The organism is Burkholderia sp. BCC1977, from assembly GCF_905339595.1.
Classification (GTDB): Bacteria; Pseudomonadota; Gammaproteobacteria; order Burkholderiales; family Burkholderiaceae; genus Burkholderia.
In genome coordinates, this window is sequence record NZ_CAJPGQ010000004.1 from 197,849 (window position 1) to 217,323 (window position 19,475).

The following is a 19,475-nucleotide window of genomic DNA, read 5'->3' on the forward strand; positions in this document are numbered from 1 at the left end:
ATACGGGGCATGCGACCACTTTGCAGAATGCCGGGTACCCAAACCAATATTTCCCGGAGCCACTACTTGTCATGGCCACCCACAAGCAGAAGTTTGAAATTCTGGATGGATTGCGCGGCATCGCGGCGATCAGCGTGATGTTCATGCATTTCCTTCAGGATCTGCCGATTCCGATACTGCAGAGCGCGTATCTTTCGGTAGACGTCTTTTTCATGCTGAGTGGATTCATCCTGACCTACTCCTACGGCGAAAGACTGCGTCAGGCGTCGTGGTGGGACGAGTATTTGAAGCGACGCGTGATACGCCTGTATCCGATGATATGCATCGGGCTCACGATCGGGTTCGTGAGCCTCGTCGTCATGCGCGTTCAGTCGTCCGCGGCATTTTCGTTGGGTAACCTGGCGGCAGCCACCGGCCAGAACTATTTTCTCGTTCCGTATCTCGGTCGTTTTTCGGTGTCGGGCTTCGTCGGCGCGGCGCATCACAGCCTGCCGGCGGTCAACGACCCGGGGGTGTTTCCTCTGAATCCGCCCGCATGGTCGCTGTTCTTCGAATTGTTCGCGAGTGTGGTCCTGATCGCGGCAATCAGGATGACAGCGCAGAATCTGCTGCGGCTGGCGTACGCATGTCTCGCTGCGTTCGTCGTGTATGGATGGCTCGTGGGGCTCGACAACGGCAAGTTGACCGTCATCCTGAATCAGGGCTGGTCGGCCGACAATTTCATCGGCGGATTCTTCAGGGTCGGCTACGGATTCCTGCTGGGCGTTGCGATCGGGAAGATGCATGACGCCAATCTGTCGGCGAGGCCGCACTGGTTTGTCGCCGGACTCATACGGAACGACTACGTGCTGTTTGCGGCTTTCCTGCTGGTCGTCGTGTTTCCGACGTCGATCCGGGGAATTTACGCGCTGGCCGTGCTGTGGTTCGTCGCACCCGCGCTGGTTTATCGCGGTGCCATGCTGGCTCCGAGCAGCAAGTTGATTGCACGGATCGGTGTGTTCCTCGGCTGGATCTCGTACCCGCTCTATTGCGTGCATTACCCGATCGGAAGGCTGGTGTTCGCGTATGCGCCGCAGGGCGACATTTACGTCGTCAGAACGGCAATGCTTGCCGCGTGCCTTTCGATCGTGTCCGCCGCGATCCTCGCGAGATTCGTCGAGGAGCCGATCAGGTCGTATCTCGGCAACCGCCTGTTCGGAACCCGACGGACCGCGACCGGCAGCCCGGTCAACGTCGCGTGATTGCGCCGATTGGCCGAGCAGGCCGGCCAGCGGTGACGTGCATGCGGGCGACTGCGCGAGTCTCGATCCGGCCGCCGGGCAGCGCCTGAAGGCAGGGCGTGTCGATCCGCTCGTGGCCCGGTGACGACACGCGGCGATTGCCCTACAGCGTCTCGAAGATTGCTTTCATCATCTCGGCACTTCGGCTCCAGCGATATTTCTCCGCGTGCACGCTTCCCTTGCGCTTCAGCTCGGCCCGGAGCTCGGCGGAATCCAGCAGGCTTCGCAATTTTTCCGCGATGTCGTCCTGTGAATACGGATCGCAGTACAGCGCCGCATCGGCACAGACTTCCGGCAGCGCGGCCGATTTGCCGACCACCGCCGGACAACCGTAGCGCATCGCCTCGAGAGGCGGGATGCCGAAGCCTTCGTAGATCGACGGATAAAGGAAGCACGCCGCGTTCTGGTACAGCGCCTTCAGTTGCTCGTCGCTGATGTACCCGACGTACTTGATGTTCGGTTCCGCCGTCGACATGGGGTCCTGCTTGCCGAACACGGTCGTGTTCCGCATCCCGACGATGACGAGATCGACCGACGGATCGTTGAGTTGCCGAAACGCCGCGATCAGCCGGCCGAAGTTCTTGGTGGGGTTCATGCTGCTGACGGCGAGCACGAACCGGTTCGGTGTCAGCGCGTGCTTGTCGAGCACGCTCACGTCCGGTTCCAGCGCATCGAGATGATCCGCCCCGAGCGGCACGACGCTGATCTTCTCCGCGGCAACGCCGCAGTGATGAGCGAGGCGATCCCGCGAGAAGTAGGAGTTGGTCAGCACGCAAACGGAGGTTCGCGCCAGGATCCAGAACATGATCCGGTACCACACGCGAAACGGGCGCGAGAAATGCGCGGGCGTGTCGAACACCGCCGCATCGTGCATGTAGATGATCTGGTTGCCGATGAAAATGGACGCCGAATTGCCGAGATTGACGATGCGGCCGCGGCGCGCGAACAACGGGAGGACCAGCTGCTCCCAGACCACGCCCTTGTAAAAGCCGACCTTGACCGTCTTCGCTCCGCTTACCTCGACGCCGGGCTGCGGCGGCACCAGCACGGTTACCGGATCCTGCGGCTGAAACTTGATCAGTGCGGCGATCAGCTCGCGTGCGACGCGTTGCACGCCGGTCGTCTTCTGCGTGGTGAATCGGCCGTTGTAGACGAGTTGCTTCGGTTTCTTGAAAGCGATCATGTCAATAAGGGAATATCGGAATCGGAATCAGGCTTTGACGTGATCCGGGGCGACCGGCTTGAAGTCGCGCGTGCCGACATGCGGCTCGTCGGTGTCGAGTCCGTAAAGGGCGTTCCACTGCCGGAAGATCGCGCTCATCGAAAACCGCTGAATCGCCCGTTGCCGGGCAGCCGCGCCCATTTGCTCGCGAAGCTGCCGGTCGTGGCGGAGCATGGCCAGATACGCGGCCATCTCGTCGGCGTTCGACGCGACGTAGCCGGTCACGCCGTGAATCACCACGTCGCGATTGCCGACGACATCCGTGACCACGGCCGGGATGCCGGCGACCTGCGCTTCGATCAGCGCGACCGGCATGCCTTCCCAGCGGGAGGTCTGGACGTAGATGTCCAGTTCCGACGTCAGCGCGAGCGCACGTGCGCGGGTTACCCAGCCGCTGCAGACGACCGCCCGGCGCTGGTCGGGGTCTGGAATCTCGGCGGCATCGCCGCCGATCCAGAGAAACTCGACGTCCGCGCCGTGCAGCTTGTCGGCGAGGCGCACGAATGCTTCGTGATTCTTCTGGAACGACGCCCGACCGCTCATGCCGATGACGATCTTGCGATCGTCGCGTGTCTGGTGCGGCGGGATCTCCGCCACATTGACGCCGTTTTCCACCAGGACCGCCGATTTCGCCCCGATCTTGTTCCGGATCTCGGCGAGTTCGCTGCCCGAGCACGCGACGATGGTTCCGCCGATGCGCGCCGCGATGCGTTCGAAGCTCAAGTACGCGTACTGCTTCGTGCGCGACACGTCGCTCCGCAGGAACGAGAGCCCGTGCGGCGAGTAGAGGACCGTTGCAGTCGGGGCGGCGATTCGGGCAGCGACCCGCCCCAGTACGCCGGCCTTCGACGAGTGCAGATGAATCGCGGTCGGCTTGCAGTCGCGCAGCTTCCGGACCAGCGCACGCAGGCTCCGCAGATCCTGTTTGACGCTCACCTCGCGAGCCATGTCGACGTAGACGAGCTTCACGTCCGGTCGAAACAGCGTTGAAAAATCGATCGGGGTTTCCGCCCGGATCGCGTGCAATACCGTCACGTCGGCGCCGGTTGCCGCAGCATGATTGGCGAGATGGGTCAGCATCGACAGTACGCCGCCACCAAACGCTTCGGCAATGTGAACGATCTTTTCTTGGGTCATCTTTGGGTCTAGCGATCCGATCGCACGTTCATCGCCCATCGTGACGACGGGTAGCTCGAGAATCGTGCGGTTTCGGTGTCCGGTTCGTTGAACTATGCATTCCTAATTGATAAATGCATGCCAGTCGTTGCCATTGGATTCCGCTGTCTTGATCGCTTGAGCGACCTGGCGAGGCGGTTGGCGGGTTCCCGCCGATGCGATATCGGATCGACGTCGCCGAAGGGCGGCGAACACGATGCGGCGTGAAGAATCAATGCCGCGTGCTACGTGTCGGTTCGATTCCCCTGAACATCCGGTGCCGGCATTCGACTACGACGACTGGAGACGAGACAACGGCGAAATCCGGTCAGTGCGCGTGAATCCACTGGTCCGGATCATTGTGCAGCGCATGCACGACCGACTGGGTGCGATGGCTTACCGAACAAGCGATTCGGTGCCGGAGATCGCGGTTCGACGACGCTATCGTGCGGCGGCGCGACGGGTGGATGACTTGCGCACGCGCGCGAGCGGATTGGAGATGTAGCGAATCGCACGGTCGCTGAGCGTCGCTGACGGCAGCAGGCAGGCGAGCGACAACCCGGCAACGGCGATTTTCTTGGCGGGACGCCAGAACGGATTGCGCAGCACGGTATGCCAGTAGCGTCCGGATTCGCACAGGAACCAGCGCCAACGCCGTACGAGCGGCGCGCGATACAGCGTGCTGGCGAAGCGGGCCTTCTCGATCGCGAAGTCGAGCGGCGCGATCGGCAAGGCTTCGTGCAGGCGCGTGCCGGCGAGCATGCGCAGCGTCGACCATCGGCGTTCGGCCTTCAGCGCGCCCGTGGCGGCGTCTTCCGAATTGGTGAGGGCCAGGGCCGGCGTGTCGGCGGACGCGTCATCGGCGGCGCGCGCATCCAATTGCTGATGCACGCGATAGCCGCCGAGCGTTGCGTTGATCATGTGCACGGCGCCGAGCAACGCGATCCCGTAAATCGCGTAGAAATCGGCGCCATGCAGGTTGTCCGGGGTGACGGGCACCGGAAAGATGCGCTTCAATGCATCGACCCGATACGCGTTGCCCGATGCGGGCGGCGACGGGTACAGCCAGCCCGCGCGCACCAGACGGCCGCAATCCGTGTCGACCGCCGACTGCGGCACGCTTGCGCCGGTCGGCGCACCGTCCCGCGCGATCACGTCGAGCCGGAAATGCACCTTCACGAAGTCGCCGGATGCAAATGCGGCCAGCACGCGGGCCGCGGCGTCGGCATAGAGCAGGTCGTCCGCGTCGAGCAGGATCACGTAGCGCGTCGCGACATGCTCGAGCGCGCGGTTGTATGCGGCGACCTGGCCGCGATTCTCCTGGAACACCGCCGTCACGCGTTCGCCGTACGAGCGAATGATGTCGCGCGAATCGTCGGTGGAACCGTCGTCGACGACCAGCACGCGTATCCCGTGCGCGGTCTGCGCGAGCGCCGAATCGATCGCGTCGCGCAGGTAGGCGCCGTGGTTGTAGTTGCAGATTGCGATGGTCAGGTCGGTCATGAACGGATTCTGGACAAGCGAAGAACGGGCGATCCGGATCCCCGGCGTGCGTGGTGCCCCGGCGCACTGCACGTCGGGGCCGCGATGCGGATCGGGTGCGACCGGTGCGTTCCGGCGATGCCGGAGCACGGCCGCGTCGCTTGGTGGCCATGATACGCGCCGTCGATCGGCAGTCGGTTCGCGAGCCTACCGTTCGGCGATGTGCTTCCCGGGAAGCGTGGCGAATCGTCGAACGGCACGTGGGATTGCGCGGCACAGGCGGGATGCCTTGGTCTGTTGACGCACCGAAACCCGGCTGGTTCGAATGATCTAATCGAACGTATCGCGTCGCCGGCTTCGGCGGTATCGCGGGCGGGCAACGCGGCCCGCATGCGGCGATTCGGGTGCGACGGCCGACGCGCGTGAAGTCATTCCAGGGAGTCGATTCGAAATGCGTAGATCACAAAGCCCGTTGCTGGCATGCGCGGCGCTCGCCGGCATGTGCATCGCAGGCGGGCTGGCGTGGCCGGGCAGTGCCGCGGCGGCATCCGGCACGCCTGCGCCTGCCGCGCTTCATGCGAATGTGCCGGATGCGTACGTTCGTCCCGCCGCGGACGCGGCCGATCAGGCCGACATGTTGCAACATGCGCTGGATGCGTTGCAGCCGGGCCAGCGGCTGATATTCGCGCCGGGGCGGTATGTGATCGGTCGTTCGCTGGTCGTGCGGCAGCGGAATGCCGTGGTGTCGGGCTACGGCGCCACGCTGATCGCGACAACCCCCGACGACCAGACGATCGAGATGCGCGGCGACGGTACGACGCTCGTCGGCTTCCGGCTCACCGGAACCGGCACGACGCGCCTCACGACGCCCGCGTCGACGAAGATCGAGGTCACGGGGCGCGGCGTGCAGGTGCTCGACAACGTGATCGACGGCGGCGCCGGCGCCGGCATCTTCGTGTTCGGCGGCGCGGACGTCGCGATCGTCGGCAACGAGGTGCTGTCGACGCTGGCGGACGGCATTCACATGACGCACGGCTCGCACAACGTGCTCGTGCAGGGCAACGTCGTGCGCGGCACGGGCGACGACATGATCGCCGTGGTGAGTTATCAGGCGGAAGGCGTGCTGACGCGCAACGTGCTGATTACCGGCAACTCGCTGGAGGGCAATCCGTGGGGGCGGGGCATCACGGTGGTCGGCGGCGCGAACGTCACGGTCTCGAACAACATCGTGCGCAACGTCCAGGTGAGCTCGGGGATCCTCGTCGCGCAGGAAGACAGCAACCGCACGGCCGGCTCGTCCGACATCCGCATCGAGAACAACCTGATCGCGGATATCCAGACCGCGGCGGGCCGGGCCGATCCTCGCTCGATCACGCAGCAGGCGGCGATCGAGGTCAGCACGTGGTCGGGATCGGTGTCGCGCGTGACCGTGATCGGCAACCGCGTGTCGCATGCGCGATTCGACGGCATTCGCCTGTGGGGAAACGTGTCGGGCGTGCGTCTCGCGGACAATCAACTGTCGGAGATCGGCGGAATGGCGGTCCGGGTCGGCCCTGCGCAGGATTGCGCGGCCGCCCGGCCGGCGGGGGCATCGAAAGGGCCGGCGAAGGGCACGCCGTGTGCGGCCGCGCGTCAGCCGCTGGCGGCGGCAGGTGACGCGGTGGGTGCGGATCCGTCGTTGCTGCCGCGCGTGCGCGAGTCGGTCAGGCAGGCGCGCTGGTCGCAAGGCGGCATCGACTGATCGCACGTCGCGCGGGCCGCCGGCCGGCAGCGGCATGCGGCGAACGGGCGGCTGCCCTGTGTTCGCGCGGCGGCGCCAGTCGTCGTGCGCGCCGCCGCGACCCGCATGCGCTTACCGGATGACGTCGCGCTCCGCGGGTTCCTCGTCCGGTTCGCGCGAGACGAGCGGCGGCGCCGGTTGCGGCGGTGCGGTCTCGACGACCGGCCGACCATACTGATCGTCGAACCGAACGATATCGTCCTCGCCGAGATAGTTGCCCGACTGCACCTCGATGATCTCGAGCGGAATCCGGCCGGGATTCTCGAGACGGTGGACCTCGCCGACGGCGATGTAGGTCGATTCGTTCTCGCTGAGCAGGAAGGTTTCGTTGCCGCGCGTGACCTTCGCGGTGCCGCGCACGACGATCCAGTGCTCGGCGCGGTGATAGTGCATCTGCAGCGACAGCCGCTTGCCGGGTTCGACGACGATCCGTTTCACCTGGAACCGCTCGCCGAGATCGATCGAATCGTAGTGTCCCCACGGCCGCTGCACCTTGCGGTGTTCGCTCGCCTGCGGCCGTTGTTCGGTCTTCAGGCGCGCGACGATGTTCTTCACGCGCTGCACGTCGTGCTTGTTCGCGACCAGCACCGCATCGGGCGTCTCGATCACGACGACGTCCTTCATCCCGACGCACGCAATCAGCCGGCCCTCCGAGCGCACGAGACTGTCCTGCGTGTCCTCGAACACGATCGGGCCGCGCGCGACGTTGCCCTGGTCGTCCTTCGGCATGATTTCCCAGATCGCATCCCAGGTGCCGACGTCGGACCAGCCTGCGGAAAGCGGTACCACGATGCCTTCGATGCCGAGTTCGGGGTGCTCCGCGAGGCGTTCCATGACCGCGTAGTCGATCGAGTCGGACGGGCAGGCCTCGAAGGCCGCCGCGTCGATCCGGAAGAACGGATCCTCGACGGTGCCCGCACGCCATGCCGCGTCGCAGGCCGCATGGATGTCGGGCGCGAGCGCTCGGATCGCCTTCAGCCAGATCGATGCGCGCGTGATGAAAATCCCGCTGTTCCACCAGTAATCGCCCGAATGCAGGTAGCGTTCGGCGAGCGCGGCGTTCGGCTTCTCGACGAAGCGCCCGATCGCATAGCCGCCTTGTCCGCCGAGGCGACCGGCGCGCGGTTCGCCGACCTGGATGTAGCCGTAGCCGGTTTCCGCGCGGCGCGGCAGCACGCCGAGCGTGACGATCGCGCCTTCCAGTGCGTAGCGCGCCGCGCGCCCGATCGCTTCCTGGAACGCGGCGACGTCGCCGATCACGTGATCGGCCGGCATGACCGCGAGGATGGGATCGTCCGCGAGCACGCTGGCGTCGAGCGCGGCGAGCGTCAGCGCAGGCGCCGTATTGCGCGCGGCCGGTTCGAGCAGGATGCGAGCGGGCGCCGCGCGCCCGAGCACCTGCGCGGCGCTCATGATGCGATGCTGTTCGCCGCAGACCAGCAGCAGCGTGTCGCCGAGCGACGCGTTCGCGATGCCGTTCAGGCGACGCGCGGTCGCCGACAGCGGCGATTCGTTCGAGGTGAGCTCGATCAGCTGCTTCGGATATTGTTCGCGCGACAGCGGCCAGAGCCGCGTGCCGGAGCCGCCGGCGAGAATGACGGGCAGGATGCTTGGCAGCTCGGGTTCGGGAACCGGGCGAAGGGTGGCGCTCATCGATTGGCTCCGGTATCGGCGGACAGCCGGGTGTGTGCGCGGCCGTCGACGCGCGCGTCCTCGTTTCGCGACCGCGGTGCCGAGACGGTTCGGGACAGCAGCTGACGCAGCGCGCCGGCGGCGCGATCCGCCGGCCGGACGAGACCGACGAACGGCGCGCCCTGCTCGAGATAGGGGCCGTAGGCCTTGCGGAATCCGAAACGCTTGTAGAAGGCCTGACGTTGCGCGGGCACGTGCGTGCGCACCGCCACGTCGGGCCGGGCGGCCTGCGCGGCCGTGAGCGCACGCTGCATCAGCTGCTCGAGCGTGCGGTCGTCGCGACATGCCTCGCTCGTCAGCACCTTGTCTATCGTGGTGTCCGGATCCGCGTCGTCGCCGGGCAGCACGCGCGCGTAGGCGACGACTTCCGTCGTGTCGCCCTTGTGCATGCACGCGAACACGTGCAGCGCATGCGCGTCCTTGCCGTCGATGTCGAGATGCGTGTGCGCATCCTCGACTACCAGCACCGCGTTGCGCGAGCGCAGGATTGCATAGAGATCGACGGCGCTCAGATGTTCGAAGTCACAACAATGCCATTCCATGATGCGGTCCTCGTGTAAAGCCTTCAGCACGCCGAGCCGCATGAACGCGTTCGTTCCGTGCGGCTCGGCGATGTCCATGATGCGGATGCCCGGCGCCCCGGTCTGTTCGAAAGCATACTTACACTCCCGTTACTCCGTTTTCGCGCGGCCGGTGTCGGCAGCGCGAAAGCGGACCGCGCGCCGCGAGCCGGGGGCAATGTGCGGCAGCACACAGTGGCCGTGTGACGGCTTTCCCATAATTGATCCGTCGCGACGGCCCGCTGCAAGACGCGCAGCGCGGCCGTCCGCATCGAATGCGATTGATGAACGGGGGCCGTACTTGAAGATTGCGATCGTTCGCGGCGGGCAGGTCGTGCATCGCGGTTCCGGGTGCGCACGATCGGCTGCCGCTCGCAGGCCAACGTCTACCGCTTCGTCGATTTCCTCGCGCCGCGCACGTCCTTCATTCGGACACCGTTGTTCCGACGCGCCGGCCAACACGCGCATACTTGCTACGACGCGTTGTCCGCCTCGGTCGAGTTGCATGCGGACCTGCACCGGCACCGCGCCTGTCGCGTGGGCGGGTCGACCGCGATCGTGCGGGCGCGTCACGCGGGGTTGCCATGCTGCATTGCGGGAGCGAACGGACCAAACGGACCAAACGCGCCAAACGGACGATACGATCGGTGTTGCGGCGATCGGCGATGCGCTGCCGCGTCGCGGAATCCGGGATCGGCGGGGCCGGTATCGCGCGCCGACGCCGCGACCGGGGGCGATATGGCCGTCCACTTCGTTACGATGTTGTAACGAACGCGCCCGTTTCGCCGGCGTTCGATGTGTCGTGGCGGTGTCGCGCGGGACACGCGATTACCGACGGATGAAACACGCTGCCCGGGATTTTGGTGCGATTCAGGCGAAAATCATGGGCAATGAAATGCACCAATCTTGCAGAAAAGTGGTATTTGGCACTGATTGACGGGAATGGTCGTAGATAATCAAATCCGAGGCGCTAAACGCGCGCCGCGTCGACGGGGCGGCAGCGTAATCGGCTGAATCGATGTTTATCTTTTGGTAACAAGGCCATCTCGATACGGGGTGTAAATTCAGGAGCGGATGAAATGAGGCAACCATTCCGAAAATGGGTTGGCGGCCATCCGGTTCAGCATCGGGCGCGGCTGTCGTGTACGACGCGACGCAAATGCGGACGGAATTCCCGTTTGCCGACGCGATCCGCCTGACGGCGCGTCGCATGAAAGCCGGAACGCCGTGGCTCCCGCGGCCACGCGTTCCCTTCGAGTTCGATGACAACGAGGCCGGATGACATCCGGCTCGACCTCCGGGGGCTCTCGCCGTGTGCAGTTTCGATCTTCGCCAAAGCTGCGGAAACGCAGCACGGACAGGCGGACATGCGCCGCCGCCCGCAGTGCACGCGAACGGTTCGCGGAGTGGAGAAAGTGATGGTTCGTTATGAATATGCCAATAACGCGCGATAAGAGCGCCGGCGGGGAGAGGACTACCGGGCAGCGTCCTCTGATTTACTGGACCCAGTCGCCGTCCGTCATGCTGCGCAAGGAGCTCGCGCGACGCGACTGGAAAGTGACGGTCGTCGCGCACGCGAGCGAATTGCGCGACACTTCCGGCGAAATCACCTGCGGCATCCTCGACCTGAGCGGCGGCCATGCCGACGCGATCGGCAGCATCGCGTCGACCTGCGCGTCGATGCGCGATGTCGTGTGGGTCGCGCTCGTCGAAACCGGTCAGACCGCCTCGCCGAACGTGCGCGCGCTGTTGCGCGACTATTGCTTCGACTACATCACGTTGCCCGCGTCGCACCAGCGAATCGCCGATACGGTCGGCCATGCCTACGGGATGGAATGCCTGTTCGCGCGCGATCGCGAACGCCTCGAATCGGAGGAGCAGGGCATCGTCGGCACCTGCAGCGCGATGCTGCGGCTGTTCGATACGGTGCGGCGCTTCGCGCGCACCGACGCGCCGGTGTTCGTGTTCGGCGAGACGGGAACCGGCAAGGAACTGACGGCGGTCGCGATCCATCGTCATTCGGAACGGCGCAACGGCCCGTTCGTCGCGGTCAACTGCGGTGCGATCCCGCCTCACCTGCTGCAATCGGAACTGTTCGGCTACGAGCGCGGCGCGTTTACCGGCGCGAACGCACGCAAGATCGGCTACGTCGAGGCCGCAAACGGCGGCACGCTGCTGCTCGACGAAATCGGCGACCTGCCGCACGAGAGCCAGGCGAGCCTGCTGCGCTTCCTGCAGGAACGCGCGATCCATCGCCTCGGCGGCAGCGATCCGGTGCCGGTCGACGTGCGGATCGTTTCCGCGACGCACGTCGACCTGCGCGAAGCGATGGAAGAAGGGCGCTTCCGCGCGGACTTGTTCCACCGCCTTTGCGTGATGCGCATCGATCAGCCGCCGCTGCGCGCGCGCGGCAAGGACATCGAACTGCTCGCGCATCACATGCTCGAACGCTTTCGCGGCGACGCGCGCCATCGCGTGCGCGGTTTCTCGACGGATGCGATCACGGCGCTCTACAAGCACGACTGGCCGGGCAATGTCCGCGAGTTGATCAACCGCGTGCGGCGTGCGGTGGTGATGACGGAAGGGCGCCTGATTACCGCGCAGGACCTCGAGCTCGAATACTGTCTCGACGCGGCGTCGCCGTCGGTGGCCGACATCCGCAAGTCGATCGAGCGTGAAGCGATCGAGACCGCGCTGCTGCGCACGCGCGGACGCGTCGCCGCTTCCGCGCGCGAGCTCGGCGTGTCGCGGGCAACCCTCTATCGCTGGATGGAAGCGTACGGAATCGAGCGGCCGCGCGGCACGGGGTCGTCGGACTGACGTGCGCGGCGCGGCCGTGCGACCGCGTGCGCGGTCCCGGTCGCGTCAGCCGGCCAACGCCGCGCGCACGGTTCGCACGGCGTTGACCGCGCGGATTTCAACGGTCGGCGCCGTGCCGGTGTTTTCGAGCGGCACGAGCGCGACGCGCGCCGGCGTGCCGGGCGCGAGATCGAACCAGTCGTCGCGCGGCACGAAGCCCGGCGCGTCGATCTGCACGTGACGTGCGACATGGCGCGCGTCGATGTCGACGTGCCACGTGCCGCCGGTGCGCGACACGCATGCCTCTATGCCGGGGTCGCGGCGGGCGAACACGGCCGGATGCGTGCGGGACGGGAAGTAGAACGCCTGCGACAGCAGCGTGCCGTCGTCGGCGCGCAGCGTCGCGACGACGGTATCGTGCTCGCACGGGCCGAATCGATACGCGTAGGTCCAGTCGAAGAAGCGGCCGAGCAATTCGGCCGAATCGAGCCGCAGCATGTCGTGCGCGGCGATCCGGACCGGAGCGCCGGCCCGCGCGACCGGCGTGCGGCCGTCGCGCAGCGCGACCAGCTCGACGGCCGCCGACAGCGGCGCCGGCCGCTCGTTGATCACGTGCACGTCGAGGCCGTTCAGCCCTTCGTCGACGAGCAGGACCTGCACCGGCTGAAGCACCTGGCGCAGCGCATACCATGCCGATTTCGGCCGATGCGTCGCATCGAGCAAACCCCATCCGGCGCCCGCCATCACGTCCTGGAACTGCCAGACGAGCGCGCCCGCGCAGCGCGAGCCGGTGCGCCGCCATTCGGAGAACGTGTCCCGCATCAGGTCCGCGATCACCGCGCGCGACAGCTCGAAGTAGCGCGACGGATCCTCGCGCCGCAGGCGGTCGGGCGCCACGTCGTACAGCGTCTGCAGATAGTGATCGCGAATATCGTCGAAATCCCACGATGTACCGGGGTCGCGCGGCACGGCCGCCTTCCACCGCGGCTCGTGAACGCCCGGCCAGCCGAGGCTCGCGAGCATCGTATCGCACGGCACGTTCGCGAACGCGAGGCATTCGCTTGCGAAGCGCACGTCGGCGCGGCGCGCGTCGTCGAGCGGGCGCAGGTACGCGCCGACGCCGTAATAGTGCGACACGCGCTCGCGCGGCATGAACGGCAGCACGCCGCCGTCGGGCGAGTCGGCAACGTACAGCGTGTCGGGTCGTCGTGCCGCCGCATGGCCGGCGAGGCGCTCGGCGGTCAGTTCGAGGAAGCGCTGCTTCGGCCCGAGCCCCGACATCGCGGCCTGCTGCGCGATCTCGCTGCCGCCGCACAGCACCGCGAGCGACGGCGACGCGCGATGGCGCGTGAGGAACTGTTCGGCCTCCCGATCGACGGCGTCCGCGAAGGCGCGATCGTCGAGCGCGTAGTCGAAGTTCGCGAACATGAAGTCCTGCCAGACCATCAGTCCGAGCCGGTCGCACCACGCGTGGAATGCGTCGGCCTCGTAGGTCATGGTGCCGCCGACGCGAATCATGTTGAAGCCGGCATCGCGCGCGTGTCCGAGCAAACGGCCATAGGTCGCGTCGTCCGCGTGCAGCGCGAGCGGTGCGGCGCTGCTCCAGCACGCGCCGCGCGCGAACACGCGCACCCCGTTCACGCGCAGCCCGAATCCCTTGCCGTCGTCGCCCGCGTCCTGCTCGATCGTGCGAAAACCCGTCGCACCGAGCGGCTGCCGTTCGGCGCCGACGTGCAATGCGACGTCGTAGAGCACCGGTTCGCCGTGCGTGTGCGGCCACCAGCGGCGCACGTTCGGCACCGCGACGTTTGCGTGCAGCCGGTCGGCGCCGCTGCGTTCGAGCGTCGCATGGTGCTCGCCGCACGACAGCCGGGCCGTGAACGTATCGGGCAGCGGCCCGGCGAACGCGAGTTCCGCATCGAGCCAGCCGGTGTCGCCGTCGACGCGCGCATGCAGGTCGCAATGGACGAGAACGGGACCGTCGGCCGGGTCCAGCAGGTCGACGGGCCGCCACGGGCCGGTCGGCACACAGCGCGGAAACCAGCCGGGCATGTGCCCGAGGAGCGACGTGCGAACGGTGCGCAACGTCGCCGGTTCGGCCAGCCGCGTGCGCCAGCGTGCACGGCGCGGTGCGCGCACCTCGCGCAGGTGCGGCGCGAGGGCGCGGAAGCAGACGGTCAGCCGGTGCGTGCCGTCGAGCGACACGGGTACGTCGTGCGCGACGAACATGCTGTCCGAGCGCAGGATCGGCGTGTCGTCGAGCCATGCCTCGGCGAGGGTTGCAAGGCCGTGAAAGCGCAGCACGCGCGGCCCGTGCCCATGCAGTTCGACGCGATACCAGTGGTCGCGCTCGTCGAGCGACGCCGTCTCGTCGGACCGGCCGGACAGCGCGAGCGCTTGCGCGACCGTGCCGGGGACGGGGGCCGCGATCCAGCCGTCGGCGGGGAGCTCGAGCGGCCCGCGTGCGGCGCCTGCGGCCGTGGCGAGCATCGACCACGCGAGCGCGGCGCGCGCGCGCGTCACCGCATCAACGGCACGGGGGCCGCGTCGACGCGAACGGGTACCGCGTGCGGCGGCGGCGGGGCGATCTGCCGCGCGCAGTCGATCAGGTCGGCGTAAGCCGTTTCGATCGCTTCGAGCGTCGCGTCGCCGCGTTCTTCCTTGCCGCGCGCGCAGGCCCGCGCCAGCCGGAACTCCAGCACCATCGCCTCGGACGCGATGCGGTCGCAGGCGGTACGAATCTCGGCGAACGGCCCGACGCAGCCGCTCGCCTGCAGCCAGCGCGCGTAGTGGCCGAACAGTTCGAAGTTCGCGCCGAGTTGCCGCACCGAATTGAACGAGTACGCGTGGAAGCGTTCGAGCGGCGAATCGGCGAGCGATTTCGCATCGATCTGCAACTGGCGCCGGAACGCCGTGACCGGATTGACGACCGGCAGCCGGCGCAGATGCCGCTGCAGCGAGGCGAGCGAGACTTCGCACAGTGCGCGCTCGTCGAGCGGCGCGAAACGCCGCTTCGCGCACTCGACGTACGGCGGCAGCGGCATCGGCGAACTGCCGCCAACGAGCCCGTTGTAGTCGAAATCCTCGGCCACGTAATAGCCGCTGTTGTGGAAGTAGCCGAGCTGGCGGCGCGTGCGATCGATCGAGTCGATGCCGATCGTCGTCTTCGTATGCTGCGTGCGGTAGCTGCTGCCGCGCGTGTCCGGCAGGAACCACGCGTCGACCTCGACGATCATCAGGTGACCGCGCGCGACCTGCGTCTCGACGTGCTGGTCGAGCGGCTCGTAGATCGAGTGTTCCTGCACGACGATTCCGTACAGCCGCTCCAGTTCGTCGTGCGGAAACTTGAAGAACGTGAACTGGTCGCCCTCGAAATCGAGCGCGATCGTAAACGGCAGCGCCGCGTACGGGTTGAGGCCCCACCAGCGGAGCACCTCGAGCCACATGTCGACGTAGCAGTTGGTCTGTTTCCAGACCATCTCCTGACTATGCAGCGGGTGCGGCCGGTAGTGGCGTGCGCGGTGGCGCACGTCATCGAACGACGCGTCCTCGCCGTCGCGGGACACGAATTTCATCGCGTACCCCACAGCACGTCGCGCACTTCAACCGGCCATGCGTCGATGTCGAACCCGTGATGACGGAACAGCGCGAGCGTCAGCCGCTCGAGGCCGAAGCCGACGCAACCCGTGTGCGCGACGTCGCCCGTCGCGGTGCGGATGTCCCACAGCAGCCCGAAGTGATCCATGTGATAGTTGAAGCTCAGGCACGCCGTCTGGCGGTCGTCGTGCTCGATCGGGATCAGCAGCTCGAACTTCAGGTTCTGCTCGCGCTGGCTGTTCGCGACGATCTTGCCGCCGCGGCCGAAGAACGGATCGTTGGCGAGATCGATCGCGTTCGGCAGGCGCAGCGCCTCGATCATCCGCGTGCCGCGCTCCATCCACGTCGCGCGGAACGCGACGATCTGCTCGGGCGTGCCGATCCGCACGTATTCGCGCATCCGGAACAGCTGCATGCGGGTCGGGTCGAGCGACGGCTCGTGGCGGAAGCAGTACGAGAACACGTCGACGATGCGGCCGTCGTCGGGCAGCGCACCCGCGCGCGCGACGACCGGATAGACCGGATAGCACGCGGCCGGCGTCATCACGACGTAGGTCGGCTTCTGGCTTTCGGTCCAGTCCTCGCCGCGGTCGAGGCACTGCAGCACGCGCTGGTGCCGCTGTTCGTCGCCGCAGAACGCATGCACGCTGCCCGCGAGTTGCGGGAAGCTCTTCATGTATTCGCTGCGCTCGAATTCGGTGCGGCTCATCGCCGGCGGGAAGCGCAGCACTTCGGCCTGCTGGTCGGCGCCGAGGCGCGTGACGAAGGCGTCGAGCGCTTCGACGACGCGCTCGAACCGCTCGCTGCGGCCGAACAGGCCCTGGATGCCGGTCGACACGAGCAGGCCCGCATCGATCATTTCGTCGCGCAGCGGATTGACGCCCGCGCGGTCGAGCGGTGCGTCGGACGGGGTGGCAGCGGAGGGGGCGGAGGGCACGGACAGGCGGTCGTTCACGAGTGTTTCTCCAGCGTCGCGGGACGCAGTGCGAGCAGCAGGCTCGAGGTATTGGCGGCAATGCGGTCGTTGCTGATCATCAGCGGCGCCGCGTGCAGGTCGCGAAGGTGGCGGCCGATGCTGAACGGCGTGCCGTGCTTGTAGCCGGCCATCCCGCAGATCATCATGGCCTGCTGTGCGACTTCGAGCGCGGTCGACGACACATAGGTCTTCAGTGTGTTGATCTCGGCGGCCCAGGCCATGCCGGCCGACCACGAGCGCGGCGACGCGCTGGCATAGAGGCGCAGCACGTTGTCGACGCGGGCCTGCATCGCCTGCATCAGCGCCAGCGATTCGGCGATGCGCCGCGACGCGGGCGACGGCGCGCCGTCGGTCTGGCGCGCCTGCGCGCGGAAGAACTGGTGCGCGCGATGGAACGCGTCGCCGGCCACGCCGATCCACACCGCAGCCCACAGGATGTGCGAAACCGGCACCATCGTCTGTTCGGCGATCTGCGCGAAGGGCACGGGCAGGCATTGCACGGTCGCGCCCTGTGCGTCGAGCACGAAGCCGTTGCTGCATGTGCCGCGCATGCCGAGCGTGTCCCATTCGCCGCGGCGCGTGAGCGTATAGCCTTCGCGCAGCACCGTGACGAGCACTTGCTCGGACGCCGGTGCGTCGGCGTCGCGCCGCGCGGTCGCGAGGATGCCGTCCGCGTAGTCGCCGTACGAGATCGTCGGCGCGGACTTGTGCAGCCGGAATTCGCCGCCGTTGGTCTCGAGCGCGCACTGGCTCGCGCGCAGGTTGCCGCCGACGCCGTCCTCCGACGTCGCCGACGCGAGCAGCCACTGATGGCGCACGAGCTGCTGCAGGAACAGCTTGTGCCAGCCCTGGTCGGCCGCGTGGTTGACGATGCAGGCGACCTGGATCTGGTGCATCGCGAACACCATCGCCGACGATGCGCAGGCCTGGCCGAGGATCGAACATGCCGACGCGATGTCGGCCAGCGACGCGCCGGCACCGCCGAGCGGGGTCGGGACCATTGCGCTCAGCAGGCGGCGCGCGCGCATGGCCTCGATCGCCTCCACGGGGCAGCGCGCATCGCGATCGACCGCATCCGCGTGCTGGGCGGCGATTTGCGCGACTGCGTGCGCGGCCTCGTCGAGCCGGCGTGCGTCGTCGTCGGCCGCGAGTTCGGGAAGCAGCGGGCTCATGCCGAATGCTCGGCGCGTTGCAAGGTCGTGATCGTGTCCGCGAGCGCGTCGATGCTGCGGAACAGGTTGCGGTTCAGCATCTCGTCGGGAATTTCGATGTTGAACTGCTTCTCGATCGCGAGCATCAGCTGGATCGTATCGAGCGAGGAGAGGCCCGCTTCGTAAAGGTCGTCCCCGTCACCGATCGAATCGATCGCGGCTTCGAGGTGGGCGACGTGCTTGAGGATGGTTCTGATGTCGTTTTTCACGTGCTGCTCCGGCGTGCGTGGTGTCGTCCGCACGGGCGGACGCGCGCAGCGCGCTGACATCCCCCCGGCAGTCCGGCATCAGTAGACCATTCGCACGCCCGGCGTTCTGTTCGCCACCCTACAATCGGCTGACTCGGATCGCACGCGCGCGCCGACACGCCGTGCGCATCATGCGCGTGCCGCGGCGGTCACGCTCGAGTCGGCCGACAGGATGCGCTTCATCTCGTCGCGCACGATCGCGCGGCAGCCGCAGGACAGTTTCTCGAGGCCCGCAAGGTCGGCAAGCTCGATCGAGCTCCGGTACTGGCGGATCAGGCCGAGCTTCTGGATCTCCCCGGCTGCGTCCGTGACCGTTTCGCGTCGCACGCCGAGCATCTGCGCGAGCATGCTGTGGGTGACCTGGATCTCGATGCTGCGCGACCGGTCGTACGCGAGCAGGAACCATCTGCATAACTGATGTTTGAGTACGTGATGGCGGCTGCAGAACGTGATCTGCGATACCTGGGCCATCAGCAGCCGCACGCTGACGAACACCAGATGGCGAATCACCGGCGACGCATCGAACGCGGCGGCGAAGATACGCCGGTCGAGCCGGTACACGAAGCCGTCGCGACATGCGACGGCACGGCACGGCATCCGGCCGCTGCCGCCGATCACATCGTCGCAGACGACACTCTCGCTGCCGATCTCGGCCACTTCCAGCGTCATGCCGCCGGACGATACGTACTGCAGCGAAATCGCCGTCGTGACGGGCAGGTAAACCGCGGTGAGCATTTCACCGGGTTCGCACAGCACCTGACCCGATTTCAGGTGGACGAGTTGCAGGTTGGCAATCAGCGTGGCGCGTTCGTCGCGGTCGAGGGCCGCGAGGAACCGGTTGGCGTCGAAGCTGTGGGAAAGCTCGATCATGCCGCTCGCGTGGGCGACGGCGTCATTGGCCTGGTGGGTCACGGCGCATCCTCGTAGGGGGCGATCGCACATCGCGCGACGCCATCCACCGGGATTTAGCACGCGCGTGCGGATTTGTGTTCGTCGAAATTCAAATGCCGAAGGCTGGAAAAGGCTAGCACGCAATTGAATTCGATAAATTGCGCATTACGTCACTTCACAAAGTTTGACGATCTGGAGCAAATGCAAAAGTTATATGTATTTGAAGATCATGTTTTCTTGGGTTAATGGAATTGAAGTGGACTGGCGGATGAGTCGTGAATTCAGTGCCGATCTGGAATCAATCGGACAACGACGCGAATCGTACGAGAAAAACATCTCGAACGCATTGAACATTATTTGACAATCAGGATTTTGAATTGAGTTTTCTCAATTGAATCATGGGGTTGTGAATGATATGTGCGCTTGATTACAAAGTCGTCAGTTAATGTGCCGATTCATATTTGAGACAGTTTCAAACGATCATTCGAGGTGCGGTGTGATGCGCGGGCGTCGTGTGAGACATCATGGAAACAATTGAAAACGGGGCGTAAGTATATGAACGATAAGCCTCGCAGCCCTGCT

The 19,475-nt window shown here is 66.3% G+C and carries 14 protein-coding genes; 3 read left to right on the forward strand and 11 right to left on the reverse strand.

Annotated elements, in window-relative coordinates; genetic code table 11:
• The first annotated feature begins 71 nt into the window (after positions 1-71).
• Positions 72-1,241 (forward strand): acyltransferase, encoded by a 1,170-nt coding sequence (locus U5771_RS05765; protein WP_322023086.1) that lies wholly within the window; start codon positions 72-74, stop codon positions 1,239-1,241.
• Between the two features lie 142 nt (positions 1,242-1,383).
• Here U5771_RS05765 and U5771_RS05770 read toward each other — a convergent pair whose 3' ends face one another.
• From U5771_RS05770 to U5771_RS05780, 3 genes are all read right to left on the reverse strand, one after another.
• Positions 1,384-2,463 (reverse strand): glycosyltransferase family 1 protein, encoded by a 1,080-nt coding sequence (locus U5771_RS05770; RefSeq protein WP_322023087.1) that lies wholly within the window; start codon positions 2,461-2,463, stop codon positions 1,384-1,386.
• Between the two features lie 27 nt (positions 2,464-2,490).
• Complete coding sequence (locus U5771_RS05775; protein WP_322023150.1) at positions 2,491-3,639, reverse strand: glycosyltransferase; 1,149 nt, start codon at positions 3,637-3,639, stop codon at positions 2,491-2,493.
• A gap of 459 nt (positions 3,640-4,098) precedes the next feature.
• Positions 4,099-5,160 carry a glycosyltransferase family A protein gene (locus U5771_RS05780; protein ID WP_322023088.1) on the reverse strand — a complete coding sequence of 354 codons (1,062 nt, stop codon included), beginning with the start codon at positions 5,158-5,160 and terminating at the stop codon, positions 4,099-4,101.
• A gap of 430 nt (positions 5,161-5,590) precedes the next feature.
• Between U5771_RS05780 and U5771_RS05785 the strand changes: the two genes are divergently transcribed.
• Complete coding sequence (locus U5771_RS05785) at positions 5,591-6,880, forward strand: right-handed parallel beta-helix repeat-containing protein (protein ID WP_322023089.1); 1,290 nt, start codon at positions 5,591-5,593, stop codon at positions 6,878-6,880.
• A 111-nt stretch (positions 6,881-6,991) separates the two neighbouring features.
• Here U5771_RS05785 and U5771_RS05790 read toward each other — a convergent pair whose 3' ends face one another.
• Together U5771_RS05790 and U5771_RS05795 are read right to left on the reverse strand one after the other, a co-directional pair.
• A complete protein-coding gene (locus U5771_RS05790) occupies positions 6,992-8,572 on the reverse strand; it encodes a mannose-1-phosphate guanylyltransferase/mannose-6-phosphate isomerase (protein ID WP_322023090.1) in 1,581 nt (526 codons plus the stop codon).
• Positions 8,569-9,195 carry a GNAT family N-acetyltransferase gene (locus U5771_RS05795; RefSeq protein WP_322023151.1) on the reverse strand — a complete coding sequence of 209 codons (627 nt, stop codon included), beginning with the start codon at positions 9,193-9,195 and terminating at the stop codon, positions 8,569-8,571. The genes U5771_RS05790 and U5771_RS05795 overlap by 4 nt, the downstream gene beginning before the upstream one ends.
• 1,404 nt (positions 9,196-10,599) lie before the next feature.
• Here U5771_RS05795 and U5771_RS05800 point away from each other — a divergent pair.
• On the forward strand, positions 10,600-11,991 hold the full coding sequence (locus U5771_RS05800; RefSeq protein WP_322023091.1) for a sigma-54 dependent transcriptional regulator: 1,392 nt from the start codon (positions 10,600-10,602) through the stop codon (positions 11,989-11,991).
• A gap of 45 nt (positions 11,992-12,036) precedes the next feature.
• Here the strand turns inward: U5771_RS05800 and U5771_RS05805 are convergent, their stop codons facing one another.
• From U5771_RS05805 to U5771_RS05830, 6 genes are all read right to left on the reverse strand, one after another.
• Positions 12,037-14,493, reverse strand: a complete 2,457-nt coding sequence (locus U5771_RS05805; RefSeq protein ID WP_322023092.1) for a glycosyl hydrolase 2 galactose-binding domain-containing protein — start codon at positions 14,491-14,493, stop codon at positions 12,037-12,039.
• The gene (locus tag U5771_RS05810) at positions 14,490-15,545 is read right to left on the reverse strand and encodes a DUF1839 family protein (protein ID WP_322023093.1); all 1,056 of its coding nucleotides are present in this window, start codon (positions 15,543-15,545) and stop codon (positions 14,490-14,492) included. The genes U5771_RS05805 and U5771_RS05810 overlap by 4 nt, the downstream gene beginning before the upstream one ends.
• On the reverse strand, positions 15,542-16,522 hold the full coding sequence (locus U5771_RS05815; RefSeq protein ID WP_322023094.1) for an amino acid--[acyl-carrier-protein] ligase: 981 nt from the start codon (positions 16,520-16,522) through the stop codon (positions 15,542-15,544). Before U5771_RS05815 ends, U5771_RS05810 begins: the two co-directional genes overlap by 4 nt.
• Positions 16,519-17,715 (reverse strand): acyl-CoA dehydrogenase family protein, encoded by a 1,197-nt coding sequence (locus tag U5771_RS05820; protein ID WP_322023095.1) that lies wholly within the window; start codon positions 17,713-17,715, stop codon positions 16,519-16,521. The genes U5771_RS05815 and U5771_RS05820 overlap by 4 nt, the downstream gene beginning before the upstream one ends.
• The gene (locus tag U5771_RS05825) at positions 17,712-17,963 is read right to left on the reverse strand and encodes an acyl carrier protein (protein ID WP_322023096.1); all 252 of its coding nucleotides are present in this window, start codon (positions 17,961-17,963) and stop codon (positions 17,712-17,714) included. Before U5771_RS05825 ends, U5771_RS05820 begins: the two co-directional genes overlap by 4 nt.
• A gap of 168 nt (positions 17,964-18,131) precedes the next feature.
• Complete coding sequence (locus U5771_RS05830; RefSeq protein WP_322023097.1) at positions 18,132-18,914, reverse strand: Crp/Fnr family transcriptional regulator; 783 nt, start codon at positions 18,912-18,914, stop codon at positions 18,132-18,134.
• Between the last annotated feature and the right edge of the window lie 561 nt (positions 18,915-19,475).

Coding starts and splice junctions, on each gene's coding strand:
- U5771_RS05765 (WP_322023086.1), top strand. CDS start 72: ATGGCCACCCACAAGCAGAAGTTTGAAATTCTGGATGGATTGCGCGGC.
- U5771_RS05770 (WP_322023087.1), bottom strand. CDS start 2,463: ATGATCGCTTTCAAGAAACCGAAGCAACTCGTCTACAACGGCCGATTC.
- U5771_RS05775 (WP_322023150.1), bottom strand. CDS start 3,639: ATGACCCAAGAAAAGATCGTTCACATTGCCGAAGCGTTTGGTGGCGGC.
- U5771_RS05780 (WP_322023088.1), bottom strand. CDS start 5,160: ATGACCGACCTGACCATCGCAATCTGCAACTACAACCACGGCGCCTAC.
- U5771_RS05785 (WP_322023089.1), top strand. CDS start 5,591: ATGCGTAGATCACAAAGCCCGTTGCTGGCATGCGCGGCGCTCGCCGGC.
- U5771_RS05790 (WP_322023090.1), bottom strand. CDS start 8,572: ATGAGCGCCACCCTTCGCCCGGTTCCCGAACCCGAGCTGCCAAGCATC.
- U5771_RS05795 (WP_322023151.1), bottom strand. CDS start 9,195: ATGCGGCTCGGCGTGCTGAAGGCTTTACACGAGGACCGCATCATGGAA.
- U5771_RS05800 (WP_322023091.1), top strand. CDS start 10,600: ATGAATATGCCAATAACGCGCGATAAGAGCGCCGGCGGGGAGAGGACT.
- U5771_RS05810 (WP_322023093.1), bottom strand. CDS start 15,545: ATGAAATTCGTGTCCCGCGACGGCGAGGACGCGTCGTTCGATGACGTG.
- U5771_RS05820 (WP_322023095.1), bottom strand. CDS start 17,715: ATGAGCCCGCTGCTTCCCGAACTCGCGGCCGACGACGACGCACGCCGG.